Source organism: Pedobacter westerhofensis (genome assembly GCF_900182595.1).
Taxonomy (GTDB): Bacteria; Bacteroidota; Bacteroidia; order Sphingobacteriales; family Sphingobacteriaceae; genus Pedobacter; species Pedobacter westerhofensis.
In genome coordinates, this window is the sequence record NZ_FXTN01000015.1 from 49,014 (window position 1) to 67,847 (window position 18,834).

Below are 18,834 nucleotides of genomic sequence, written 5' to 3' on the forward strand. Positions count from 1 at the left end.
AATTTTTTTTAATCAGCTGCCATTGAATGAAGAAAGCAGGGGAGGCCCTGCTTTCTTCATTGTGATTTCTAGAGATTTCCCCTCAGCTCCTGCTCACGCTCAAGTGATTCAAACAATGCTTTAAAGTTTCCTGCACCAAATGACTGTGCACCTTTACGCTGGATGATCTCAAAGAATAAAGTTGGCCTGTCCTGCACAGGTTTTGTGAAAATCTGCAGCAGGTAACCTTCTTCATCATGATCCACAAGAATACCCAGTTCCTGCAGCGGCGCAATGTCTTCGTCAATGCTGCCTACTCTTTCCAGCAGTGTTTCGTAATACGCCCGGGGCGGCGGACTCAGAAACTCCACGCCTCTGACCTTCATTTCTCTTACTGTGGAGATGATATCGTGTGTAGCTACTGCAATATGCTGTACACCTTCTCCTTCATAGAATTCCAGGTACTCTTCAATCTGGGATTTCTTTTTTCCCTCTGCAGGCTCATTGATCGGAAACTTCACATAGCCATTTTTGTTGCTCATCACCTTGCTCATCAAAGCGGAATACTCAGTGTTGATCTGTTTATCATCAAAGGAAAGGATGTTCCTGAAACCCATTACGTCCTCATACCACTTCACGGCCTCGTTCATTCTGTTCCAACCTACATTGCCTACGCAGTGGTCAATATATAACAGTCCCGTACCTGCAGGCTGATACCCGCCTTCTGTAGCTACATATCCAGGCATAAAAGCGCCCTTATAGTTTTTGCGCTCTACAAAAAGGTGCACCGTTTCTCCGTAAGTATAGATCCCTGCCGTGCGGATCTCCCCAAATTCGTCTGTTAAAGTCTGAGGTGTCTGATAAGACCTTGCACCGCGTTTGATGGTTTCATCATAAGATTTATAGGCATCATCCACCCATAGTGCCAGGATTTTAACACCATCGCCATGTTTTTTGATATGTTCCATCACCGGGCCTTCGGATTTAAGGGGGGTGGTTAGCACCAGCCTGATCTTGCCCTGCTGTAATACATAGGATGCGCGGTCTCTCAGTCCTGTTTCCGGGCCCGCATAGGCAACAGTGTTAAATCCAAAGGCTGTTTTATAAAAGTGTGCCGATTGTTTGGCATTCCCTACATACATTTCCACATGGTCTGTTCCGTTGAGCGGGAGGAAATCCTGGGTTAATGTTTCTTTTTCTACAAATTGAGTTTGCATAGTTTTTTATTTAATATTTTTGGTTAGTTAGTGTTTATCGTTATTCCACATTAATCTGCCAGCTTTTGTGGTAGCTCTCATCTTCAATTTTCAGGGCGTCTTCTGTCAGCATCAACGGGCGGAAGGGATCAATCATCACGGCCAGTTCTTCAGTTTTTTCTTTGCCGATGGATTTTTCCACTGTTCCGGGATGAGGCCCGTGGGGGATACCTCCGGGATGCAGTGTGATCTGTCCCTTCACTACACTCTTTCTGCTCATAAAGTCGCCATCTACATAATATAAGACCTCATCGCTGTCAACATTACTGTGGTTGTAAGGCGCCGGGATAGACAAAGGGTGATAGTCATACTTGCGCGGCACAAAAGAGCAGATCACGAAATTATGGCCTTCAAAGGTCTGGTGCACAGGAGGCGGCTGGTGCAGCCGGCCGGTGATCGGTTCAAAGTCGTGGATAGAGAATGCCCAGGGATAGTGAAAACCATCCCAGCCAACAAAATCGAAAGGGTGTGTACCATAGGTATAGGGATAGATTAATCCCTGTTTTTTGATCAGCACTTTAAAATCGCCCAGTTCATCAAAAGTCTCCAGGTCTGCCGGCTTTCTGATATCCCGTTCGCAATACGGGGAGTGCTCCATCAGCTGGCCATATTCATTTCTGTAGCGCTTAGGCGTGCGGATGGGGCTAAAGCTTTCAACAATAAACAAGCGGTTCTGCTCATCATCAAATTCAAGCTGGTAGATCGTGCCCCTTGGCACCACAAGATAATCGCCATAGCCAAACCTGATCTTTCCGAAACCGGTTTTTAACGTGCCGGAACCCTGGTGGATAAAGATGACTTCATCTGCCTGGCTGTTCTTGTAATAATAATCCGTCATGGATTTCCGCGGTGCGGCAAGCGAGATATGCAGGTCGCTGTTTACCAGCACAGGCTTTCTGCTTTGCAGGTAATCATCTTCGGGGGCGATGTTAAAGCCGATCAGCGAAGTGTGCTTCAGATGTTTCTCCCGGGCGATTTTGGGCTCTACGGAGTAGGGCTCACCAAGTGATTTAACGATGGTTGGGGGATGGCAGTGGTAAACAAGCGAATACAGGCTTGAAAAACCTTCTGTGGATACCAGTTCCTCTGCATAAAGCTCGCCGTTTGGTTTACGGAAAACGGTGTGCCTTTTAGGCGGAATGGTACCTAAGGTATGATAAATAGGCATAACTATAGGAATATATATTGGTTAAAATATGGGATGTATAGAAAGCGTGAAAACGCTTAATAAATTAAAATGCCGGGAAAAGCTTAAATGGAATACTGGGCAAATATGAGCTTGGAGAGCATAGCATATCTGAATGAAGCCAAAACCTGGCTTGCGATACGATCCTGATATTTTAGATTGCTATTTGTCATATAATGCGCTGGCTAATTTAAGAATTAAATTAGCAGTAATCAAAATTATCCTTAGATTCTAATTGTTGTAGATTTAAATCATATTCCATCGAAAATCTCTAGCTTTGGTTTATACCAAGAAATACTTAACCAAACATAAACAAGATGAAGTTAGTATCGTACAAAACAGAAGACAGGGAACACCTGGGGGTTTTCGTCAACGGGCATATCTACAACCTGCATTCATGTGATAAGCAAATTCCGAACGATATGAGTTCTTTTCTAAAGGATTCTGAAGTGCTGATGGAACGTGCGCTGACCATTAATGCAAAAATAAAATCAGGAGAAATAGAACCTAAGGAAGAAGCTTTTTATGAAGTAATTGCGCCTGTCCCGCATCCAACTTCCTGCCGTGACGGGTACGCTTTCCGCCAGCATGTTGCTGCTGCACGCAGAAACCGCAAAGTAGATATGATTGCAGAATTTGATCAGTACCCTATATTTTATTTTACAAACCATAATGCCATCAGCGGCCCGGGCGAGATAGAATGTATGCCTGATCATTTTGAGAAGCTTGATTTTGAGCTTGAAGTTGCCATTGTGATCGGTAAACAAGGAAGAAATATTACCGCTGCCGAAGCAGATAGTTATATCGCAGGTTTTATGATTATGAATGATATGAGCGCAAGAACACTGCAGATGGAAGAAATGCTGCTGAACCTGGGGCCGGCAAAGGGAAAGGATTTTTCAACGGTAATTGGCCCCTGGCTGGTTACTCCTGATGAGCTTGAGGAATACCGAACTGATGCCAAAGACGGCCACACAGGGAATACCTATAATTTAAGCATGACCTGTACAGTAAATGGTGTACAGGTATCGGCAGGAAATATGGCAGATATGGACTGGACTTTCGCCGAGATAATTGAACGCTGCGCATACGGTACGGATATTTTGCCGGGAGATGTGATCGGTTCGGGCACTGTAGGCACGGGCTGTTTCCTGGAACTCAATGGAACCGGCTTACTGAATGATCCAAACTATCAGCCACAATGGCTGCAGCATGGCGATGTGGTAGAAATGGAGATTACCGGTCTTGGCCGCTTAAGCAATACCATCCGCAGGGCCGATACAGATTTTTCAATCTTAGCCCTCAAAAAATAATGCTGACGCTTGATGTATCTGATTTAAGTCCCGCGCAGCTGCAGAACTATATGCACTACGCCGTCGCACCGCGGCCCATATGTTTTGCTACCACCATTGATCAGGCCGGAAACGTAAACCTGAGCCCCTTCAGCTTTTTCAATATGTTCAGTACCAACCCGCCTTTGTGCATTTTTTCTCCCGCAAGAAGGGTAAAAGATAATACCACAAAGCATACGCTGGAAAATATCCTGGAGGTAAAGGAATGTGTGATCAATATTGTGAACTACCCGATGGTGCAGCAGATGAGCCTGTCAAGTACAGATTATGCGAAGGGGGTCAATGAATTTGAGAAGGCCGGCTTTACGATGCAGGCTTCGCAGCTTGTTAAACCGCCGAGGGTAGCCGAAGCTCCTGTACAAATGGAATGTATTGTGAAGGAAGTGATCCATCTGGGCGAGAACCCCGGTGCAGGAAACCTGATCCTGGCAGAAGTAAAGCTGATCCACATCCGGGAAGATATCCTGGATAAGGAGGGAAGGATCGATCAGGAAAAAATAGACTTGGTAGCACGTTTGGGCGGCGACTGGTATTGCAGGGTAACGCCCGAAAGCCTGTTTAAGGTTGCAAAACCGCTGACCACGCTTGGAATTGGGGTAGATGCACTGCCCAGACAGGTACGAAATTCATATGTGCTTACCGGGAATGATCTTGGGATGCTCGGCAATATCGAAAAAATCCCTTCTGAAGAGGAGATCGATCTGGTGAGGAATATTGATGAAGTAAAAGAAGTGCTCGACGCTACGATAGGGGATGGCGTAAACCGTCAGCGTGAACTGCATGAACTGGCAAAAGCGATGCTCCAAAACGGCGAAGTGCTTACCGCACTCAAAGTTGTTCTGCTGGAAAGTTAGAGAATACTCACTGCTCTCATCAGCCTGCTGCGGTAGTAGGCGTCGAGGGTGGTGATGGTTACGCCATGGGCCTTGCCCGAGGTGGAATGGATAAAGTGTATCGTATCACCCTCTATATCTGCGATGATGCCAACATGCCCAACTACCCGTCTCCTTGGGTTGGTGCCCGTAAATACGAGTACGTCTCCCACCTTTGCATTTTCCAGCTTGATGGGCTTTCCTGCCACATTGAACTCCGTAGAAGAACGCGGAACATCAAAGCCGAAATTGTGGAATACATAACTGACAAAACCAGAGCAGTCAAAGCCCACTGAAGGATTGCTGCAGGCATAGCGGTAGGGAACGCCAATCATTGTTTTGGCAAAGCTGATCAGCTTGCTGGCCGGTGTTTCTGTTGTAAATTGTTGATTGAGCTTATCAAGTAATTCCCTGTACCTGCCGGGAACTGTCTGTGCTTTGCCAACTGTGGCAAACAGCAAGATAAAACAGAATAACATGAGGACTTTTTTCATATGCTCTGCCCTAAAGATATTAAAAAATATATCAAAAGGACAAACGGCCCAAAAAATTATGGGGTGGTTACGGCCACCGGTAGGATCTTTCCATTGAAAAATTTATGGCCTGTAGCAGCAAAATCTGCAATATACTTGCCCATTTCAAAGGCCATAACGGGCGACTGATATCCCGGGAATGCCTGTTCCAGCATTTCCGTTTGTGCTGATCCCAGTGCCAGGCAGTTGATCTTTATTCCTGTTTCTGCATATTCATAGGCCAGGCATTCCGTTAATGTGGCCAGGGCGCCCTTGCTGGTTGAGTAGGCCGCAAGCCCGGGGAATTTAACACTGCCCTGAAAACCGCCCATGCTGCTTACATTGACGATATGCCCGCCGCTTTCCATCAGTGGCAGCACATTTTTAATCATATTGAAATGACCAATCACATTGCTTTGGAACATGTTGTTCATGTCTTCAGCTGTGGTTTCAGCAAAGGATTTGTTCACCAGCTGACCGGCATTGTTGATCAGGATGTCTACCGTTCCCAGGCGCTGCTGCAGAAAGGGCACCAGGGCTGCGTAATCATCATGAACGATGTCGAACTCAACAGGCAGCAGTGTGCAGTCAGGATTGATACCCCTTGCAATTTCCAGCAGCTTCCTTAATTTGTCTGCAGATCTCGCAATGCAGACCACTTTGTTGCTGGTTTTTAACGTAAATTCCAATGCGGTTTCAAAACCTATTCCGCTGCTCGCTCCTGTTAATACAATATTCATGTTTAGTCTTCTTCTGTAATCAGTTGGGTAACCGGGTTTGCAATCACATGCAAGCCGTCGTTTATTAGTTTTTTATGGTCGGGTTCATTGGAAGCTTTCATTTCCAGATAAATCCTCAGTTCTTTTTCCAGCTCAGGATATGAACCGGTGTAATGTAATATTTCAAGGATTTCAACTGCACATAGCCAGTCCTGGCGATGGCTGGTTTTCAACTGTCCGAATAAGGCAGGCAGCAGGTCATGATTTAAACGCTCTTCCCTGATCAGCCTTACGGTTTTATAAATCTCATGCAGCTGGGTTGTTACTGCATCATAGCTCACTTTTACAGTTTGCTGATCGCTGATATGGGTAATCTCTTCATACGCTCCCTTATCCGCTGCACCGTTAAATACTGAGATGATCTCTTCACCCACGGCCATGTCATATACTCCCCATTCGGGCTGAAACAGCACATTGCCATTGCCCTCTTTAACCGTGCAGTCCTCAAAAGAGATGATGACCGTTTTACCGGCAATGCGGAGAACTGACTTTACCCTGCCGGAGACCCTGATACCGCTTTCGAAATGGAGGTCGACCGCTTTTCCCTCCTCAATACCAATGGCTTTCAGCTCTTCCGGGTTAAAATGTTCCAGCGGTGCTACCGTGTTTTTCAGTTTGCCCACCGGTGATGAAAAACCATCTTTATGATATATTTTTCCATGTCCCTCCAATTGTTTATCCCCAACAGAGAGTGCCGAGGGGCCGGTAGTTTTAATAAAGGTTACCTGGTCATCCACACTGAGGCCCATATCTATAAACACTCCGGTAACCTGTAAGCCTGAACTGTACATTGCTGTGCTAGGGTTCCGGGACTCCATCGCTTTGATCATGCTTTCTGAGCCACCTTTTCTAAAGGCCATGGTATCCGCAAACTGTTCCAGCACATCGATCAGGTTTTGAAAAGTTGCGGTGACAAACAGCTGTGGCTGTGTTTTGGTGATATCGTAAGGATAATTGATTGTATCTATCGTGTAAGGAATCTTCTTGACTGTTTCCTGCATACATGATGCGCTCTCCCCAATAGAAGAAAGCAATCCTGCACCGTATATTTTTGGATCATCCAGACTGCCGATCAGCCCATATTCTACCGTCCACCAGTGCAGCCTGCTGAGCAGGGCCATTTCAGAAGGCTCGCCCATATTGTCGGCAATCTCCTTCAGGTGCTGCTCTGCCCTGGCAATTTCATATTCAGGGGCATCTACTGCCTCTTTCAGTATAGATAATGCGCGAATGGCTTCGTACAACTCAAAATCTTTGGCAGAGAACATCGCCTTTTCTCCGATTGATCCGATGTAGCTCAGGTAGCTGTTATAATCGGCATCAGCAATGATGGGTGCATGCCCGGCCGACTCATGGATGATATCTGGTGCCGGAGTATATTCTATATGGTTAATCTGGCGGATGTCTGCAGCAATCACCAATACACGGTACGCCTGATATTCCATAAAGGCAGCCGGCGGGATAAATCCGTCAACGGTAACTGCTCCCCAGCCCAGTTTGCCCAGGTTATCGTTCATGGTCTGCAAATCCGGAATATATTCAATGCTTAGTCCGGCACGCTGCAAGCCCTTGATATAAGGATAGTAGGCCACATCCTTCAGGTAACTGTAATTCTGGCGCATTACGTAACGCCACACTGCCTGGTCTACCGGGGTATATTTATCATAGTTCTGATCCACAATAAACTGCCTCAGATGCAGCGGTAATTTTGCTACCTGCGGGTTGTTAAAGTCATTAAAATCGCTCATAACCAATGTATATTTGATACCCCTAAGGTAAGCCTGCGTGAATGATTTATCAAGGAAACAGGTGCCCTTTTACTTTATGGTGATTTATTTTTTTACTCTGAAAGAGAAGTGCGTTTGGATAAAATAGCTGGCTACGGCCAATATAATGGTAGTAATGAATTTAGCGACAGAAGGATAGAAGTTAAAACTTTCGACCATGATTTTGATCATCGCAAAATTGAGCATCAGATTGGTACAAACAACAATGGCATACCTGAACATCTGGATCCTTCCCTTCAGTTCAGACTTTGTAAATACCAGGTATTTGTTGAGGGTAAAACCAATGGCAAAAGTAAGCGGTGCCTCAATGATCAGTGTGGCCACAGGGGCCGTAATCATCCCCGGACGAAAAGGCAGAACCAAATCCTGCTGGTGCAGCACATAGTTATAGATCAGGAAATATAAAATGATCCCGCTTGCTGTATTGGTTCCCCCGGATACAATGTACCTGAAATTATGCAGGGACAGCCAGCGTGAAAACGGCGGGTAAAAGAAATCAATAAATCGCAGGAGGGCTTTACGCATATTTAAATAAGGTACTCAATAAGCGGCGCAATTTAGGGATAGAATATCATTTCCCGAAATTAAGAAATGATTAACGCGCCGGTGGTGCCGAAATAAAGTCGATCACCGCACAGTACCTGTATCCCGGATGTGTCCTGATATTGACACCCACGAGGCTCAGTTGGTAATTGGTGCCCAGGATGGTTTTTCTGTGCCCCAAATCAGGTACATTTTTATCGAGCAGCAGCATACATACATTTGCCAGCCCTTTTGAGAAGCCAAATGCCAGACATTCTCCCATTGCTCTGCGGGGATAAAACTTAGAAATCCTGTCCTTTACCGTTCTGCCATCGCTAGAGTTATGGCCGGCTTTGTTGTTTTTGCTTAAGTCTTTTGCATGCTGCTGGGAAACCCATGTGAGCGTTTCATCGGGACTGAACAGGGGCAAATCCCTGATCCCTGCAAGATCCTGCTGTAATCCCCTGTAATATTTGTCTTTGCGGTTTACCCTCAGGTCGTCGTAGTTGCTGTAACGCTGCATATCTATATTATATGCGTTAACGAAATCCTGAAAGTAGGTGTCGAAAAACTTACGCCCGTCTGTTCGGGCGAGATTCATATAAAATACGATCTGCTTTTCCTCCTCGTTCAGGTAATCCGTATTTCTGGCTGTATTTGCATTGTCGAGTTCTTCCTGTGTCCAGATATTGCCAGACTCATAAGACTGTGCTTTTACAGCGATGGAACTGAAGAACAGGAGGAAGAAAACGATAGGTATGAATTTCATGTGCTTAACGTTGCTGATGGATTTTTTCTGGTGCCTGCCCCTCAATAACAATAATAAGACCAGATGCGAAGGAAATAGTTTAATCAACAAAAAAGACCCGCAGGGTTTGCCGGCGGGTCTCTTTCGTTTTTTGGTGATACTATGATTTTCTCAGCAGGTTTTTCCAGCTTACCCTACTTTCAATCAGGTTATTCAAATCTTTGATATCGATTCTTTGCTGCTCCATGCTGTCACGGTGACGGATCGTTACAGTATTATCTTCCAGGGTCTGGTGATCGATAGTGATACAGAAAGGAGTCCCAATGGCGTCCTGGCGGCGGTAGCGTTTTCCGATGGAATCTTTCTCCTCGTAAACTACATTATAATCAAGCATCAGGTCGTCCATGATTTCCTGGGCTTTTTCCGGAAGTCCGTCTTTTTTAGTCAATGGCAGGATCGCTGCTTTGATCGGGGCCAGGCAAGGGTGTAAGTGCAGTACGGTACGGCTGTCAACTTTCTCTCCTTCGCTCAAATCCTGCTGCTCAAATGCATTGATCATCGTGAGCAGGAACATACGGTCTAGACCAATTGAAGTTTCGATCACATATGGGATGTAGTTTCCGTAAGGTTTTCCGTCCTCGTTCAGGTCGTTATCAAAATATTGCATTTTCTTGCCGGAGAATTCCTGGTGTTGGGTAAGATCAAAATCTGTACGGCTGTGGATACCTTCAACTTCTTTAAATCCAAAGGGGAATTCAAATTCAATATCCACGGCAGCATTGGCATAATGCGCAAGTTTTGCATGGTCATGGTATTTGTATTTTGCCGGATCAGTACCTAAAGCAGTATGCCATTTCAGGCGTGCTTCTTTCCAGTAGGCATACCATTTCATTTCCTCGCCCGGGCGAACAAAGAATTGCATTTCCATCTGTTCAAACTCGCGCATACGCATGATAAACTGACGGGCGATTACTTCGTTTCTGAAAGCTTTACCAATCTGTGCAATACCAAAAGGGATTTTCATCCTTCCTGATTTTTGTACGTTCAGGAAGTTCACAAAAATTCCCTGTGCGGTTTCAGGACGCAGGTAAACTTCTTCGGCACCTTCGGCCATGGCCCCAAACTGGGTGCTGAACATCAGGTTAAACTGGCGTACATCTGTCCAGTTTTTTGTGCCGCTAACCGGGCAGGCGATCTCATGTTCTTCAATCAGGACTTTTAGCTGCGGCAGGTTCTCTGCTTTAAGTGCTTCATCCATATCGGACTGAAGTTTTGCTGCTTTATCTGTTTTTCCGTCTTTCTCATAACGGGCAATTTTATCTTCTAATAACTGGTCGGCACGGTAACGTTTCTTCGAATCTTTATTATCGATCATCGGGTCGCTAAAGCCATCCACGTGTCCGCTGGCTTTCCATACTTTAGGATGCATAAATATCGCAGAATCGATTCCTACAATGTTTTCATGCATTTGTACCATCGATTTCCACCAGTATGTTTTGATGTTGTTTTTTAGCTCGGCACCCATCTGACCGTAGTCATACACGGCACTTAATCCATCATAAATTTCGCTGCTTTGAAATACAAAACCGTATTCTTTAGCGTGGGAGATCACATTTTTAAATTGTTCGTCGTTATTCGTTTTGGCCATAATACTGCAAAGATAGAAAGTTGAGGGTAATTTTGACCGAATAAGTAAGTACTAATTATTACTTTTGAGAGGGATAGCTTTGCAGCCGGTAAAAACGGCTTTTTCCTGTCATGACAGATTTAAAATTGAGACATTGAGTATACAGGTAGAAGGTTTATCTAAAACATACGGGCAGCAAAAGGCCGTTGATCAGATCAGTTTCCGGGCGGTTCCGGGCAAGGTGCTGGGTTTTTTAGGCCCTAACGGGGCGGGGAAATCTACTACGATGCGGATGCTTACCGGTTACCTGCAGCCCACATCGGGCAGCGCAAATCTGGGCGGTTTTGATACTCAGCGGCAAAGCCTTGAGATGCGCCGCATTCTGGGCTATCTGCCGGAGAATACACCTTTATATACGGATATGTATGTGCGGGAGTTTCTTTCCTTTGTTGCTGACACCTATCAGCTTGAAAGATCTGCAATCAAAGTAAAAGAGGTAATTGCCAGGGTTGGCCTTGGTGATGAGCAGCATAAAAAGATCTCGATGCTGAGCAAGGGATATAAACAGCGTGTAGGTTTGGCACAGGCAATCATCCATGATCCTTCTATCCTGATCCTTGATGAGCCTACCACAGGACTGGACCCAAACCAGCTTACCGATATCCGGGAACTGATCAGGAATCTGGGCAAAGACAAAACAGTGATACTTTCCACGCATATTATGCAGGAAGTAGAGGCGCTTTGTGATCAGGTAGTGATTATTAACAAAGGGAAAATTGTGGCGGATGCAAGCCTTACTGAACTCAAAAGCAAACATCAAACTGACTCTCTGGAGGAAATATTCAGAGGTTTAACCCGCTGATATATAGTATTTTGTTGAACAAATCTCATTTTTGGCCAACTTTTTGTTTAGGTATCGCCGGGAGAAAAATCCCGCTAACTAAATAAAAAACAATTATGAAAAAGTTATTTTTACTAACCGCAATCGCCGGAATATTTGCATTCTCAAATGTTTCTGCACAGACAAAAGATCCTGCAATGTCAGGTTCCAAACTGGGTATAGGTGCCGAATTTGCTTTTCCAACAGGTAATTTTGGAGACGCATATAAACTGGGATATGGAGGAACATTACAATTCCAGACACCGATTGCAGACAAACTGAACTTTACTGCATCTGCAGGCTACCTCACTTTCACAGGCGAAGATATCGCCACTGTTGGTGGAGTAACCTTTAAAAATGCAGATTTGAAAGTAATCCCTGTAAAAGCAGGTATCAACTACTTCCTGGCAGAAAACATTTATGTAGGTGGTGAGCTGGGTGCTGCATTTGGTACAGGCGATAACTCAAAAACTTCATTTGCCTATACGCCGCATGTTGGAGTTGAATTTCCGGTATCAGACAAAGGATCAATTGACCTGAGCGCAAGATACGAAGAGTGGTCAACCAACTATGACGGGCCAGGTAATACCAACTATAATTTCAAATCGAGATTTGTTGGTTTAAGACTGGCATATAACTTTGGTTTATAATCAATAGAACAGAATAGTAAGAGGCAGCCTGCAAAAACAGGCTGCCTTTTTTTGTTTTACAGCTTCCTGATGGTTCCATTTTCCCGTTATTTATCTAACTTCGGCATCATTAACATTTTTCATGTACGCAGTATTTAAACGCGAATTATTCAGTTTATTAAATTCACTGATGGCTTACATTACCATCGGTGTGTTTTTATTGGTATCTGGCCTGCTCCTCTGGTTTTTCCCGGATACCTCTATTCTTGAATACGGCTATGCGGAACTGAATGGCTTTTTTAGCCTGGCCCCATTTTTATTTATGTTCCTGGTGCCAGCCATTACCATGCGCTCATTCGCAGAGGAACGCAGGGAAGGTACCTATGTATTACTGGCCAGCAGGCCACTGACCGACTGGCAGATTATCCTTGCAAAATATTTTGCCTGCCTGGTCCTTGTTTTGTTTGCACTGCTGCCTACACTGATATATTACTATTCTATTGTTCAGCTTGGCCTGCCACAAGGAAATATCGACGGCGGCGCAGTTACCGGATCATATATTGGTTTATTACTATTGGGCGGAGCATTTGCATCCACAGGTATTTTTGCATCATCGGTCACTAAAAACCAGGTGATCGCTTTTGCTGTAGCAGTTTTCCTGTCTTTTATCGCTTACAGCGGATTTGATGCCCTGGCTAAGATCTTTGCTTTAGGTACTCTGGAAGATGTTTTTCTATGGCTGAGTGTAAACGAGCACTTTCAATCGATGAGTAGGGGAGTACTGGATACGCGCGACCTGGTTTACTTTTTAAGTTTTATATTACTATTCCTTGGGGCAACTAAACTGGCGATCGGAGGCAGGAAATGGTAAGCAGCGCACAAAAGAAATGGATGAAAGCAGTCCTGTTTATCATCGCTCTGGCAGGATTGAATATCGCTTCCTCGTACATTTATACGCGATTTGATTTTACCGGTGAAAAGAGGTTTACCCTCAATCCAAAGACTAAGGCCGTTTTGGCAAAGGCCGATAAGGAAGTCACAGTTACGGTGTTCCTTGACGGTAACCTGCCGGCGGCATTTAAAAGGCTGAAAAATGCAGCTTCGAATTTACTCAATGATTATAAGGCAAATGCGGCAGTAAAAATAAAAGTCGTTTTTACCGATCCGCTGGAGGGGCTCGACCAGCAGGCACAGGACACAGTTTTACGAAACCTGTACAGCAATGGCATCGAGCCTACCAATCTGAATATTAAAAATGACGCCGGATTTACCCAGAAAACCGTTTTCCCCATGGCTGTTGTACAGGCCGGAAACAGACAGGTGCCTGTAAAACTACTGCAGAATCTGGATGCCGCGGGCAACTACGAACAAAACATCAATAACTCGATACAGAACCTGGAGTATGTATTCAGTTCTGCCATTAAAAAAGTGACAACAGGTGAAAATCCAAGGATTGGATTTACTGAAGGAAACGGCGAACCGGCAGACCCTTATCTGAGCGATGCGATCAGGTCACTCTCCGACAGCTATGAAGTGGGCCGGGTAGACCTGAACCTGATCAGTAAGGAAGGACTGGATAAACTGAAGATACTTTTCATTACCAAACCACAAAAGGAGTTTTCTGAGGCACTTAAATACAAGATCAACTATTTTGTGATGAATGGCGGGCGGATTGTCTGGAGCATTGATCAGGTAAGTGCTGATCTGGATAGCTTAAAAGGCAAAGGCCAGCAGCTCGCTTTTAACAATAAGCTCAACCTGGACGATATGCTTTTTATGTATGGCGCGAGGGTAAATTATAACCTTGTAGCCGATCTGAACTGTGCAGAAATCCCGCTGGCTATGGGCGGAGCCGCCGGGCGGCAGCGTGATATCCAGATGGCACCCTGGATTTATTATCCGGTACTGCTGCCGGATGTATCATCCAGCCTGGTAAAGAACATAGATGGGATACGGACGGAGTTTCTGAGTACAGTAGACACCATTGGTGTTAAAGGTGTACGGAAGACTGTTCTCCTGCATACCTCTCCTTATCACATCGAACACAATACACCGGAGGTTTTATCGCTGCAGGTGGTTGCCGAAACACCTGATCAGCGGCAGTACCTGCACCCGCCAAAAAGTACAGCGGTATTGCTGGAAGGATCATTTCCATCTGTGTTTTTAAACAGGCAGCCACCGGCCGGGATTTCTGAAGATTTTAGCTCCGGGGCGCTGAGCAAACCTACCAAAATGATTGTGATCGGCGACGGCGATATCTTCAGAAATCAGGTGAGCGGCCGCGATGGTTCGGTATTTCCGCTCGGGTTTGACCGCTATACACAAAGAAATTTCGGAAATAAGGCCTTCCTTTTAAATATTGCAGATTACTTGTCTTCTGATGATAATCTGATCGACCTGCGCAATAAAGAGGTCAGGGTCAGGCTACTGGATAAGCAGCGCCTGCGCGGGGAGAAACTGAAATGGCAGCTGATCAATGTAATCGTACCCCTTTTACTGTTAATATCGTTCGCAATTTTTCAACATTATTACCGCAAGTATAAGTATGCAAGGTAATTTTTATATTTTTGAGAATTGACCAGATCATAATTATGAGATTTATTGTATCCACATCAACACTTTTAAAACATTTACAAACAGTTAATGGTGCATCAAGCAGCAGTACTGTTTTGCCGATACTGGAAAACTTTCTTTTCGAGATCAAAGATGGCAGCCTGACAATTTCTGCAACAGATTTGCAGACCAGCATGACTACATCTTTACCAGTAGAGTCTAAAGAAGGCGGAAAAGTAGCTGTACCGGCAAGAATCTTGTTAGATACTTTAAAAACACTTCCTGATCAGCCAATCTCTTTCAATATTGATGATGCTTCATTTTCAATCGAGATCAGTGCCGGTGACGGAAAGTATAAACTGAGTGGTGAAAACGGAGATGATTTTCCTAAGATCCCTACGGTAGAAAATGCGTCCTCGGTAAATCTTCCTGCATCTGTACTGACAGAGGCCATTACCAAAACTATCTTTGCTGTAAGCAGCGATGAACTGCGCCCGGCGATGACAGGTGTGTTCTGCCAGCTTTCTGATCAGTTTATCACTTTTGTGGCTACTGATGCACATAAATTAGTGAGATACAGGCGTATGGACAGCAAAGCTGATAAAACGGCTTCGTTTATCCTGCCAAAAAAAGCGCTTACCTTACTAAAAGCAGCTTTACCTTCAACCGATATCAATGTTTCAGTTGATTACAATGCCACCAGTGCATTCTTTAAATTTGAGAATATCAACCTGGTATGCCGTTTAATCGATGAGCGTTACCCTGATTATGAAGCAGTAATTCCTGCCAACAATCCTAATAAACTGATTATCGACAGGGCTTTGTTCCTGAATACCTTACGCCGTGTGGTGATTTTTGCAAACAAAACTACCCACCAGGTGAGGCTGAAGATCAATGGAAGTGAATTAAACATCTCTTCTGAAGATCTTGATTTTGCAAATGAAGCACATGAGCGCCTGAGCTGCCAGTATGAAGGTGAAGATCTTGAAATCGGCTTTAACGCACGATTCCTGATCGAAATGTTAAGTAACCTCAGCGGTGAAGAAGTTACCCTTGAGCTGTCTACGCCAAACCGTGCGGGCTTGCTGATCCCTCAGACCAATGATGAAAATGAAGATGTTCTGATGCTGGTAATGCCGGTAATGCTGAACAACTACAACTAATAAAAAAAAGAAACTACCTTTGAGCGTCATTATGCAGGAAAATATAATCTTTCGTAATGACGTTTTTTTATAAGCAAGATACTACCTATGGACATCATTAATCAGCTGATACAATTTATTCTGCATACCGATGTAGAATTGGTTAAACTCGTGAGTAGCTACCAGACCTGGACCTACCTTATTTTATTCCTGATCATTTTTGCAGAAACCGGATTTGTGGTTACGCCCTTTTTACCGGGCGACTCCATGCTGTTTGCCGTGGGCGCACTGATTGCCAAGGGCGGCACCGGACTTGATATCTGGCTGATGTTCTTGCTTTTAACTGTTGCAGGTATCCTGGGAAATAGCCTGAACTACAGACTGGGGATGTTCTTTGGTATCAAAGTTTTTAAGGAGAATAACAAGATCCTGAAGCTGGAATATTATAACAAGTCGCACATGTTCTTTGAAAAACATGGCGGCAAGGCAATCATTTTCAGCCGTTTCCTGCCGATCATCAGAACAGTTGCCCCATTTGTGGCAGGTGTAGCCAGAATGCCCTTCGGCAAATTCACTTACTTTAATGTGATTGGCGGAATTGCATGGATCGCAACCTTACTTTTCGCCGGTTTCCTGATGGGGCAGATCCCATTCATCAAAAATAACTTTTCGGCAGTTATTGCCTTCATAGCCATCATTACGTTTGCACCAGTTGTTTTTGCCGCCGTAAAATCTATGTTCAAACCTAAAGAGGTTATCGAGAGCTAGGTGTATTTTCAAGGGTTGGCTGACCAGCGTCAACCCATGCAGAATACCAGTATGATCCTGTTGCAAGGATCGCAGCACGCATCTGCCTTTCTACCATATGGTTCATCCGGTGATGGTATTCGTTTGCATATTCAAATGAGTACTGTTTCATCAGCTGCCCCTTCCGTTTGCTGTAACTGTACTTTCGGTAAGCGGGAAAACTGCGGTTAAGATCGGCTTCAAGTTTTAATGTGCTGTCTGTGAGGCGGTGTGTATGCGTAACGATTTCCCATGCCGCTTTAAGCGGGTCATCGATGTATATCGCCCTGCCCACTACAAAGTTGTACTGTTCCGAGAAGAGTTCGGGTAGACGGCTTTCCCAGAAACCATGAATTCCCACCTGTCCGGTCAGCTGTCCGTTATGGTTTTCTGTGGTATGCAGCGGCACATTCGCGTCGCCCAGGTAGTGGCCCAGATACGCAGATTTGATCAAAATCCTGAGCGAGTCCCTTTCTTTGAAGGCGTTCACCAGCTGATAGTAAGTGCGCTGAATCTGCCAGGGCAGGATGCCGTTTTTCTGCAGTTTAACAATCCCGTATTTCTTCACTGCATCTTCCCATCTTCTGGGAATACTATCTATGTTCTGCTCATATACTTCAACATCCAGGTAATGCCTCGGTGCCTCTGCCGTGTCTGCATATCGCCTTTTATCTGGGTCTGTTGCATGTTTGGTAATATATCCGATATTGTTTTTATAAAACCTGTTCATGCCCGAGGGCAGGATATATACGGCAAGCTCGTTTATGCGCATATGGGCAAAAAAGCCCCAGGCACTGCTGAGCATAGCAAGTGCCACGAGCATTCCTGAGATGAGAAATCTTTTCATCCCGGGAATGTAATGCCAAACAGGAATATGCTGGTAACTAATTTTTCATCAAACGGGCTGCGAAAGGGCGTGTAAACTCATTCAGTTCATTCGTGAACTGGCGGATGATTGCTGGATCATCCTGCTTAAGCGCTGCCCGCAGTTTGTCCAGGATCTCTCTTGTCCCCGAAATATCCATCGAGGTCAGCACAAATCTATGACGCTCAATAAACTGCCCGGCGAGATAAGCAAGCTGCTCACCCTCGGCCCTGGCTTCGTCGAGCATCCTTTGTGCTGCCGCTGGTGTGAGCGCTTCGTCAATGTGCACATCCTCATCCGGCAAACTGATGTAAGAGCGGTTGCCTGCCATGATATCAGCCTGTATGGCTGCACCGAGGGCAACGATTTCATCGGGATTGATCTGATCATTTGGTTGTTTGCCAAAATACGCTGCTACCTGTTCCTTTACATATGGCGTACGGGTGGATCCGCCGGCCAGCAGCAGGTCATCAATACCCGCCAGTGTGATATTTGCATTGGCCAGTGCCTGGGTACAGGAGTTGATCGTTTCTGCTACCATCGCTGAAATGAGCTTTTCAAAAGTCTGTTTGTCCAGCGTGCACCAGATGTCCCCGAGTTTTTCGTTAAACAGGTTCTGGCTGCCCAGTGCGATTTTAGCGGTCTCTGCTTTCAGGCGGAGCTGCTGCATCAGGCCATGATCAGCCGTTGTCGCTGCTGCATCCAGTCGGTTGCTTTCAATCCAGTAATTAATGATGGCCTGGTCAAAATCATTTCCGGCAGGGAAGCTGTTTCCTATAGCAGAGCGTACTTCATATTTGCCGTTCTGAATCTTATATATAGAAATACTGAATGATCCTCCGCCAAGGTCGTAAACCGCAATAGTTTTTTGCTGGGCGGGATCCAGTCCGGTACCGTAGGCCAAAGCGGCGGCGGTAGATTCGTTTATAATTTTGAGTACTTCAAGGCCAGCTAAACGCCCGGCATCTCTTACCGCCTGGCGCTGACTATCTTTAAAATAGGCCGGAACAGTAATCACTACCTTGTTCACCGGCGTTTTCAATGCATGTTCTGCTCTTTTTCTCAGTTCTTTCAGGATTTCTGCTGACACCTCAATGGGGCTGTGGGGCTGGTTTTCAGCAGGTGCTGTAAGCAGGAGATCTTTGGCTTCATGACCCACCCGGACCTGGCCGGCTGCATCAAAATGCACGATAGAGGGAACCAAACGGCCTTTGCCTGTATCATTGATCACCATCGGTTTATTGTCCGGATCGATAAAAGCCACAAGACTGTTGCTTGTTCCTAAATCAATACCTGCGATGATCTCTGCTTTCTGTAATGTGCCTGTTGCCAGGTTAATGGATATTTTTGCCATAGCGG

Annotated in this window: 18 protein-coding genes; 8 read left to right on the top strand and 10 right to left on the bottom strand. The window is 45.2% G+C overall.

The genetic code is table 11. The features are described from left to right. Positions 1–68: 68 nt before the first annotated feature. Together hppD and FN831_RS24500 are read right to left on the bottom strand one after the other, a co-directional pair. Positions 69–1,196 (bottom strand): 4-hydroxyphenylpyruvate dioxygenase, encoded by a 1,128-nt coding sequence (gene hppD, locus FN831_RS24495; RefSeq protein WP_142530853.1) that lies wholly within the window; start codon positions 1,194–1,196, stop codon positions 69–71. 40 nt (positions 1,197–1,236) lie between these two features. Beyond that, a complete protein-coding gene (locus tag FN831_RS24500) occupies positions 1,237–2,403 on the bottom strand; it encodes a homogentisate 1,2-dioxygenase (RefSeq protein WP_142530854.1) in 1,167 nt (388 codons plus the stop codon). A gap of 335 nt (positions 2,404–2,738) precedes the next feature. Between FN831_RS24500 and FN831_RS24505 the strand changes: the two genes are divergently transcribed. Continuing rightward, positions 2,739–3,734: a fumarylacetoacetate hydrolase family protein gene (locus tag FN831_RS24505; RefSeq protein WP_142530855.1), complete on the top strand. Its 996-nt coding sequence runs from the start codon at positions 2,739–2,741 to the stop codon at positions 3,732–3,734. Next, positions 3,734–4,627 (top strand): flavin reductase family protein, encoded by an 894-nt coding sequence (locus FN831_RS24510; protein ID WP_142530856.1) that lies wholly within the window; start codon positions 3,734–3,736, stop codon positions 4,625–4,627. Before FN831_RS24505 ends, FN831_RS24510 begins: the two co-directional genes overlap by 1 nt. Here the strand turns inward: FN831_RS24510 and FN831_RS24515 are convergent. From FN831_RS24515 to FN831_RS24540, 6 genes are all read right to left on the bottom strand, one after another. Further along, positions 4,624–5,139 (bottom strand): C40 family peptidase, encoded by a 516-nt coding sequence (locus FN831_RS24515; RefSeq protein WP_142530857.1) that lies wholly within the window; start codon positions 5,137–5,139, stop codon positions 4,624–4,626. The two genes, FN831_RS24510 and FN831_RS24515, sit on opposite strands and share 4 nt — an antisense overlap. 56 nt (positions 5,140–5,195) lie before the next feature. Then, the gene (locus tag FN831_RS24520; protein WP_142530858.1) at positions 5,196–5,897 is read right to left on the bottom strand and encodes an SDR family NAD(P)-dependent oxidoreductase; all 702 of its coding nucleotides are present in this window, start codon (positions 5,895–5,897) and stop codon (positions 5,196–5,198) included. Positions 5,898–5,899: 2 nt separating this feature from the next. Beyond that, positions 5,900–7,684, bottom strand: a complete 1,785-nt coding sequence (locus FN831_RS24525; protein WP_142530859.1) for an aromatic amino acid hydroxylase — start codon at positions 7,682–7,684, stop codon at positions 5,900–5,902. An 84-nt stretch (positions 7,685–7,768) separates the two neighbouring features. Further along, positions 7,769–8,248, bottom strand: coding sequence for a GtrA family protein (locus FN831_RS24530; protein ID WP_142530860.1), 480 nt, complete (start codon positions 8,246–8,248; stop codon positions 7,769–7,771). Between the two features lie 70 nt (positions 8,249–8,318). Further along, the gene (locus FN831_RS24535; protein WP_142530861.1) at positions 8,319–9,014 is read right to left on the bottom strand and encodes a CAP domain-containing protein; all 696 of its coding nucleotides are present in this window, start codon (positions 9,012–9,014) and stop codon (positions 8,319–8,321) included. Between the two features lie 139 nt (positions 9,015–9,153). Further along, positions 9,154–10,641 carry a glycine--tRNA ligase gene (locus FN831_RS24540; RefSeq protein WP_142530862.1) on the bottom strand — a complete coding sequence of 496 codons (1,488 nt, stop codon included), beginning with the start codon at positions 10,639–10,641 and terminating at the stop codon, positions 9,154–9,156. Positions 10,642–10,774: 133 nt separating this feature from the next. On the opposite strand from FN831_RS24540, the gene FN831_RS24545 reads away from it, so the two are divergent. The 6 genes from FN831_RS24545 (at position 10,775) to FN831_RS24570 (ending at position 16,592) form a co-directional block, all read left to right on the top strand. Continuing rightward, positions 10,775–11,482 carry an ATP-binding cassette domain-containing protein gene (locus FN831_RS24545; RefSeq protein WP_142530863.1) on the top strand — a complete coding sequence of 236 codons (708 nt, stop codon included), beginning with the start codon at positions 10,775–10,777 and terminating at the stop codon, positions 11,480–11,482. A 95-nt stretch (positions 11,483–11,577) separates the two neighbouring features. After that, on the top strand, positions 11,578–12,150 hold the full coding sequence (locus tag FN831_RS24550; protein ID WP_142530864.1) for an outer membrane protein: 573 nt from the start codon (positions 11,578–11,580) through the stop codon (positions 12,148–12,150). 121 nt (positions 12,151–12,271) lie between these two features. Next, a complete protein-coding gene (gldF, locus tag FN831_RS24555; protein ID WP_142530865.1) occupies positions 12,272–13,000 on the top strand; it encodes a gliding motility-associated ABC transporter permease subunit GldF in 729 nt (242 codons plus the stop codon). A gap of 20 nt (positions 13,001–13,020) precedes the next feature. Next, on the top strand, positions 13,021–14,685 hold the full coding sequence (gene gldG / locus FN831_RS24560) for a gliding motility-associated ABC transporter substrate-binding protein GldG (protein WP_246101747.1): 1,665 nt from the start codon (positions 13,021–13,023) through the stop codon (positions 14,683–14,685). A gap of 35 nt (positions 14,686–14,720) precedes the next feature. Continuing rightward, on the top strand, positions 14,721–15,845 hold the full coding sequence (gene dnaN / locus FN831_RS24565) for a DNA polymerase III subunit beta (RefSeq protein WP_142530867.1): 1,125 nt from the start codon (positions 14,721–14,723) through the stop codon (positions 15,843–15,845). Between the two features lie 87 nt (positions 15,846–15,932). Continuing rightward, the gene (locus FN831_RS24570) at positions 15,933–16,592 is read left to right on the top strand and encodes a VTT domain-containing protein (protein WP_142530868.1); all 660 of its coding nucleotides are present in this window, start codon (positions 15,933–15,935) and stop codon (positions 16,590–16,592) included. Here the strand turns inward: FN831_RS24570 and FN831_RS24575 are convergent. Further along, entirely contained in the window at positions 16,579–17,457 is an 879-nt protein-coding gene (locus tag FN831_RS24575) for a zinc dependent phospholipase C family protein (protein WP_142530869.1), read from the bottom strand. The genes FN831_RS24570 and FN831_RS24575 overlap by 14 nt on opposite strands. A gap of 37 nt (positions 17,458–17,494) precedes the next feature. Next, positions 17,495–18,829 carry an Hsp70 family protein gene (locus FN831_RS24580; RefSeq protein ID WP_142530870.1) on the bottom strand — a complete coding sequence of 445 codons (1,335 nt, stop codon included), beginning with the start codon at positions 18,827–18,829 and terminating at the stop codon, positions 17,495–17,497. Between the last annotated feature and the right edge of the window lie 5 nt (positions 18,830–18,834).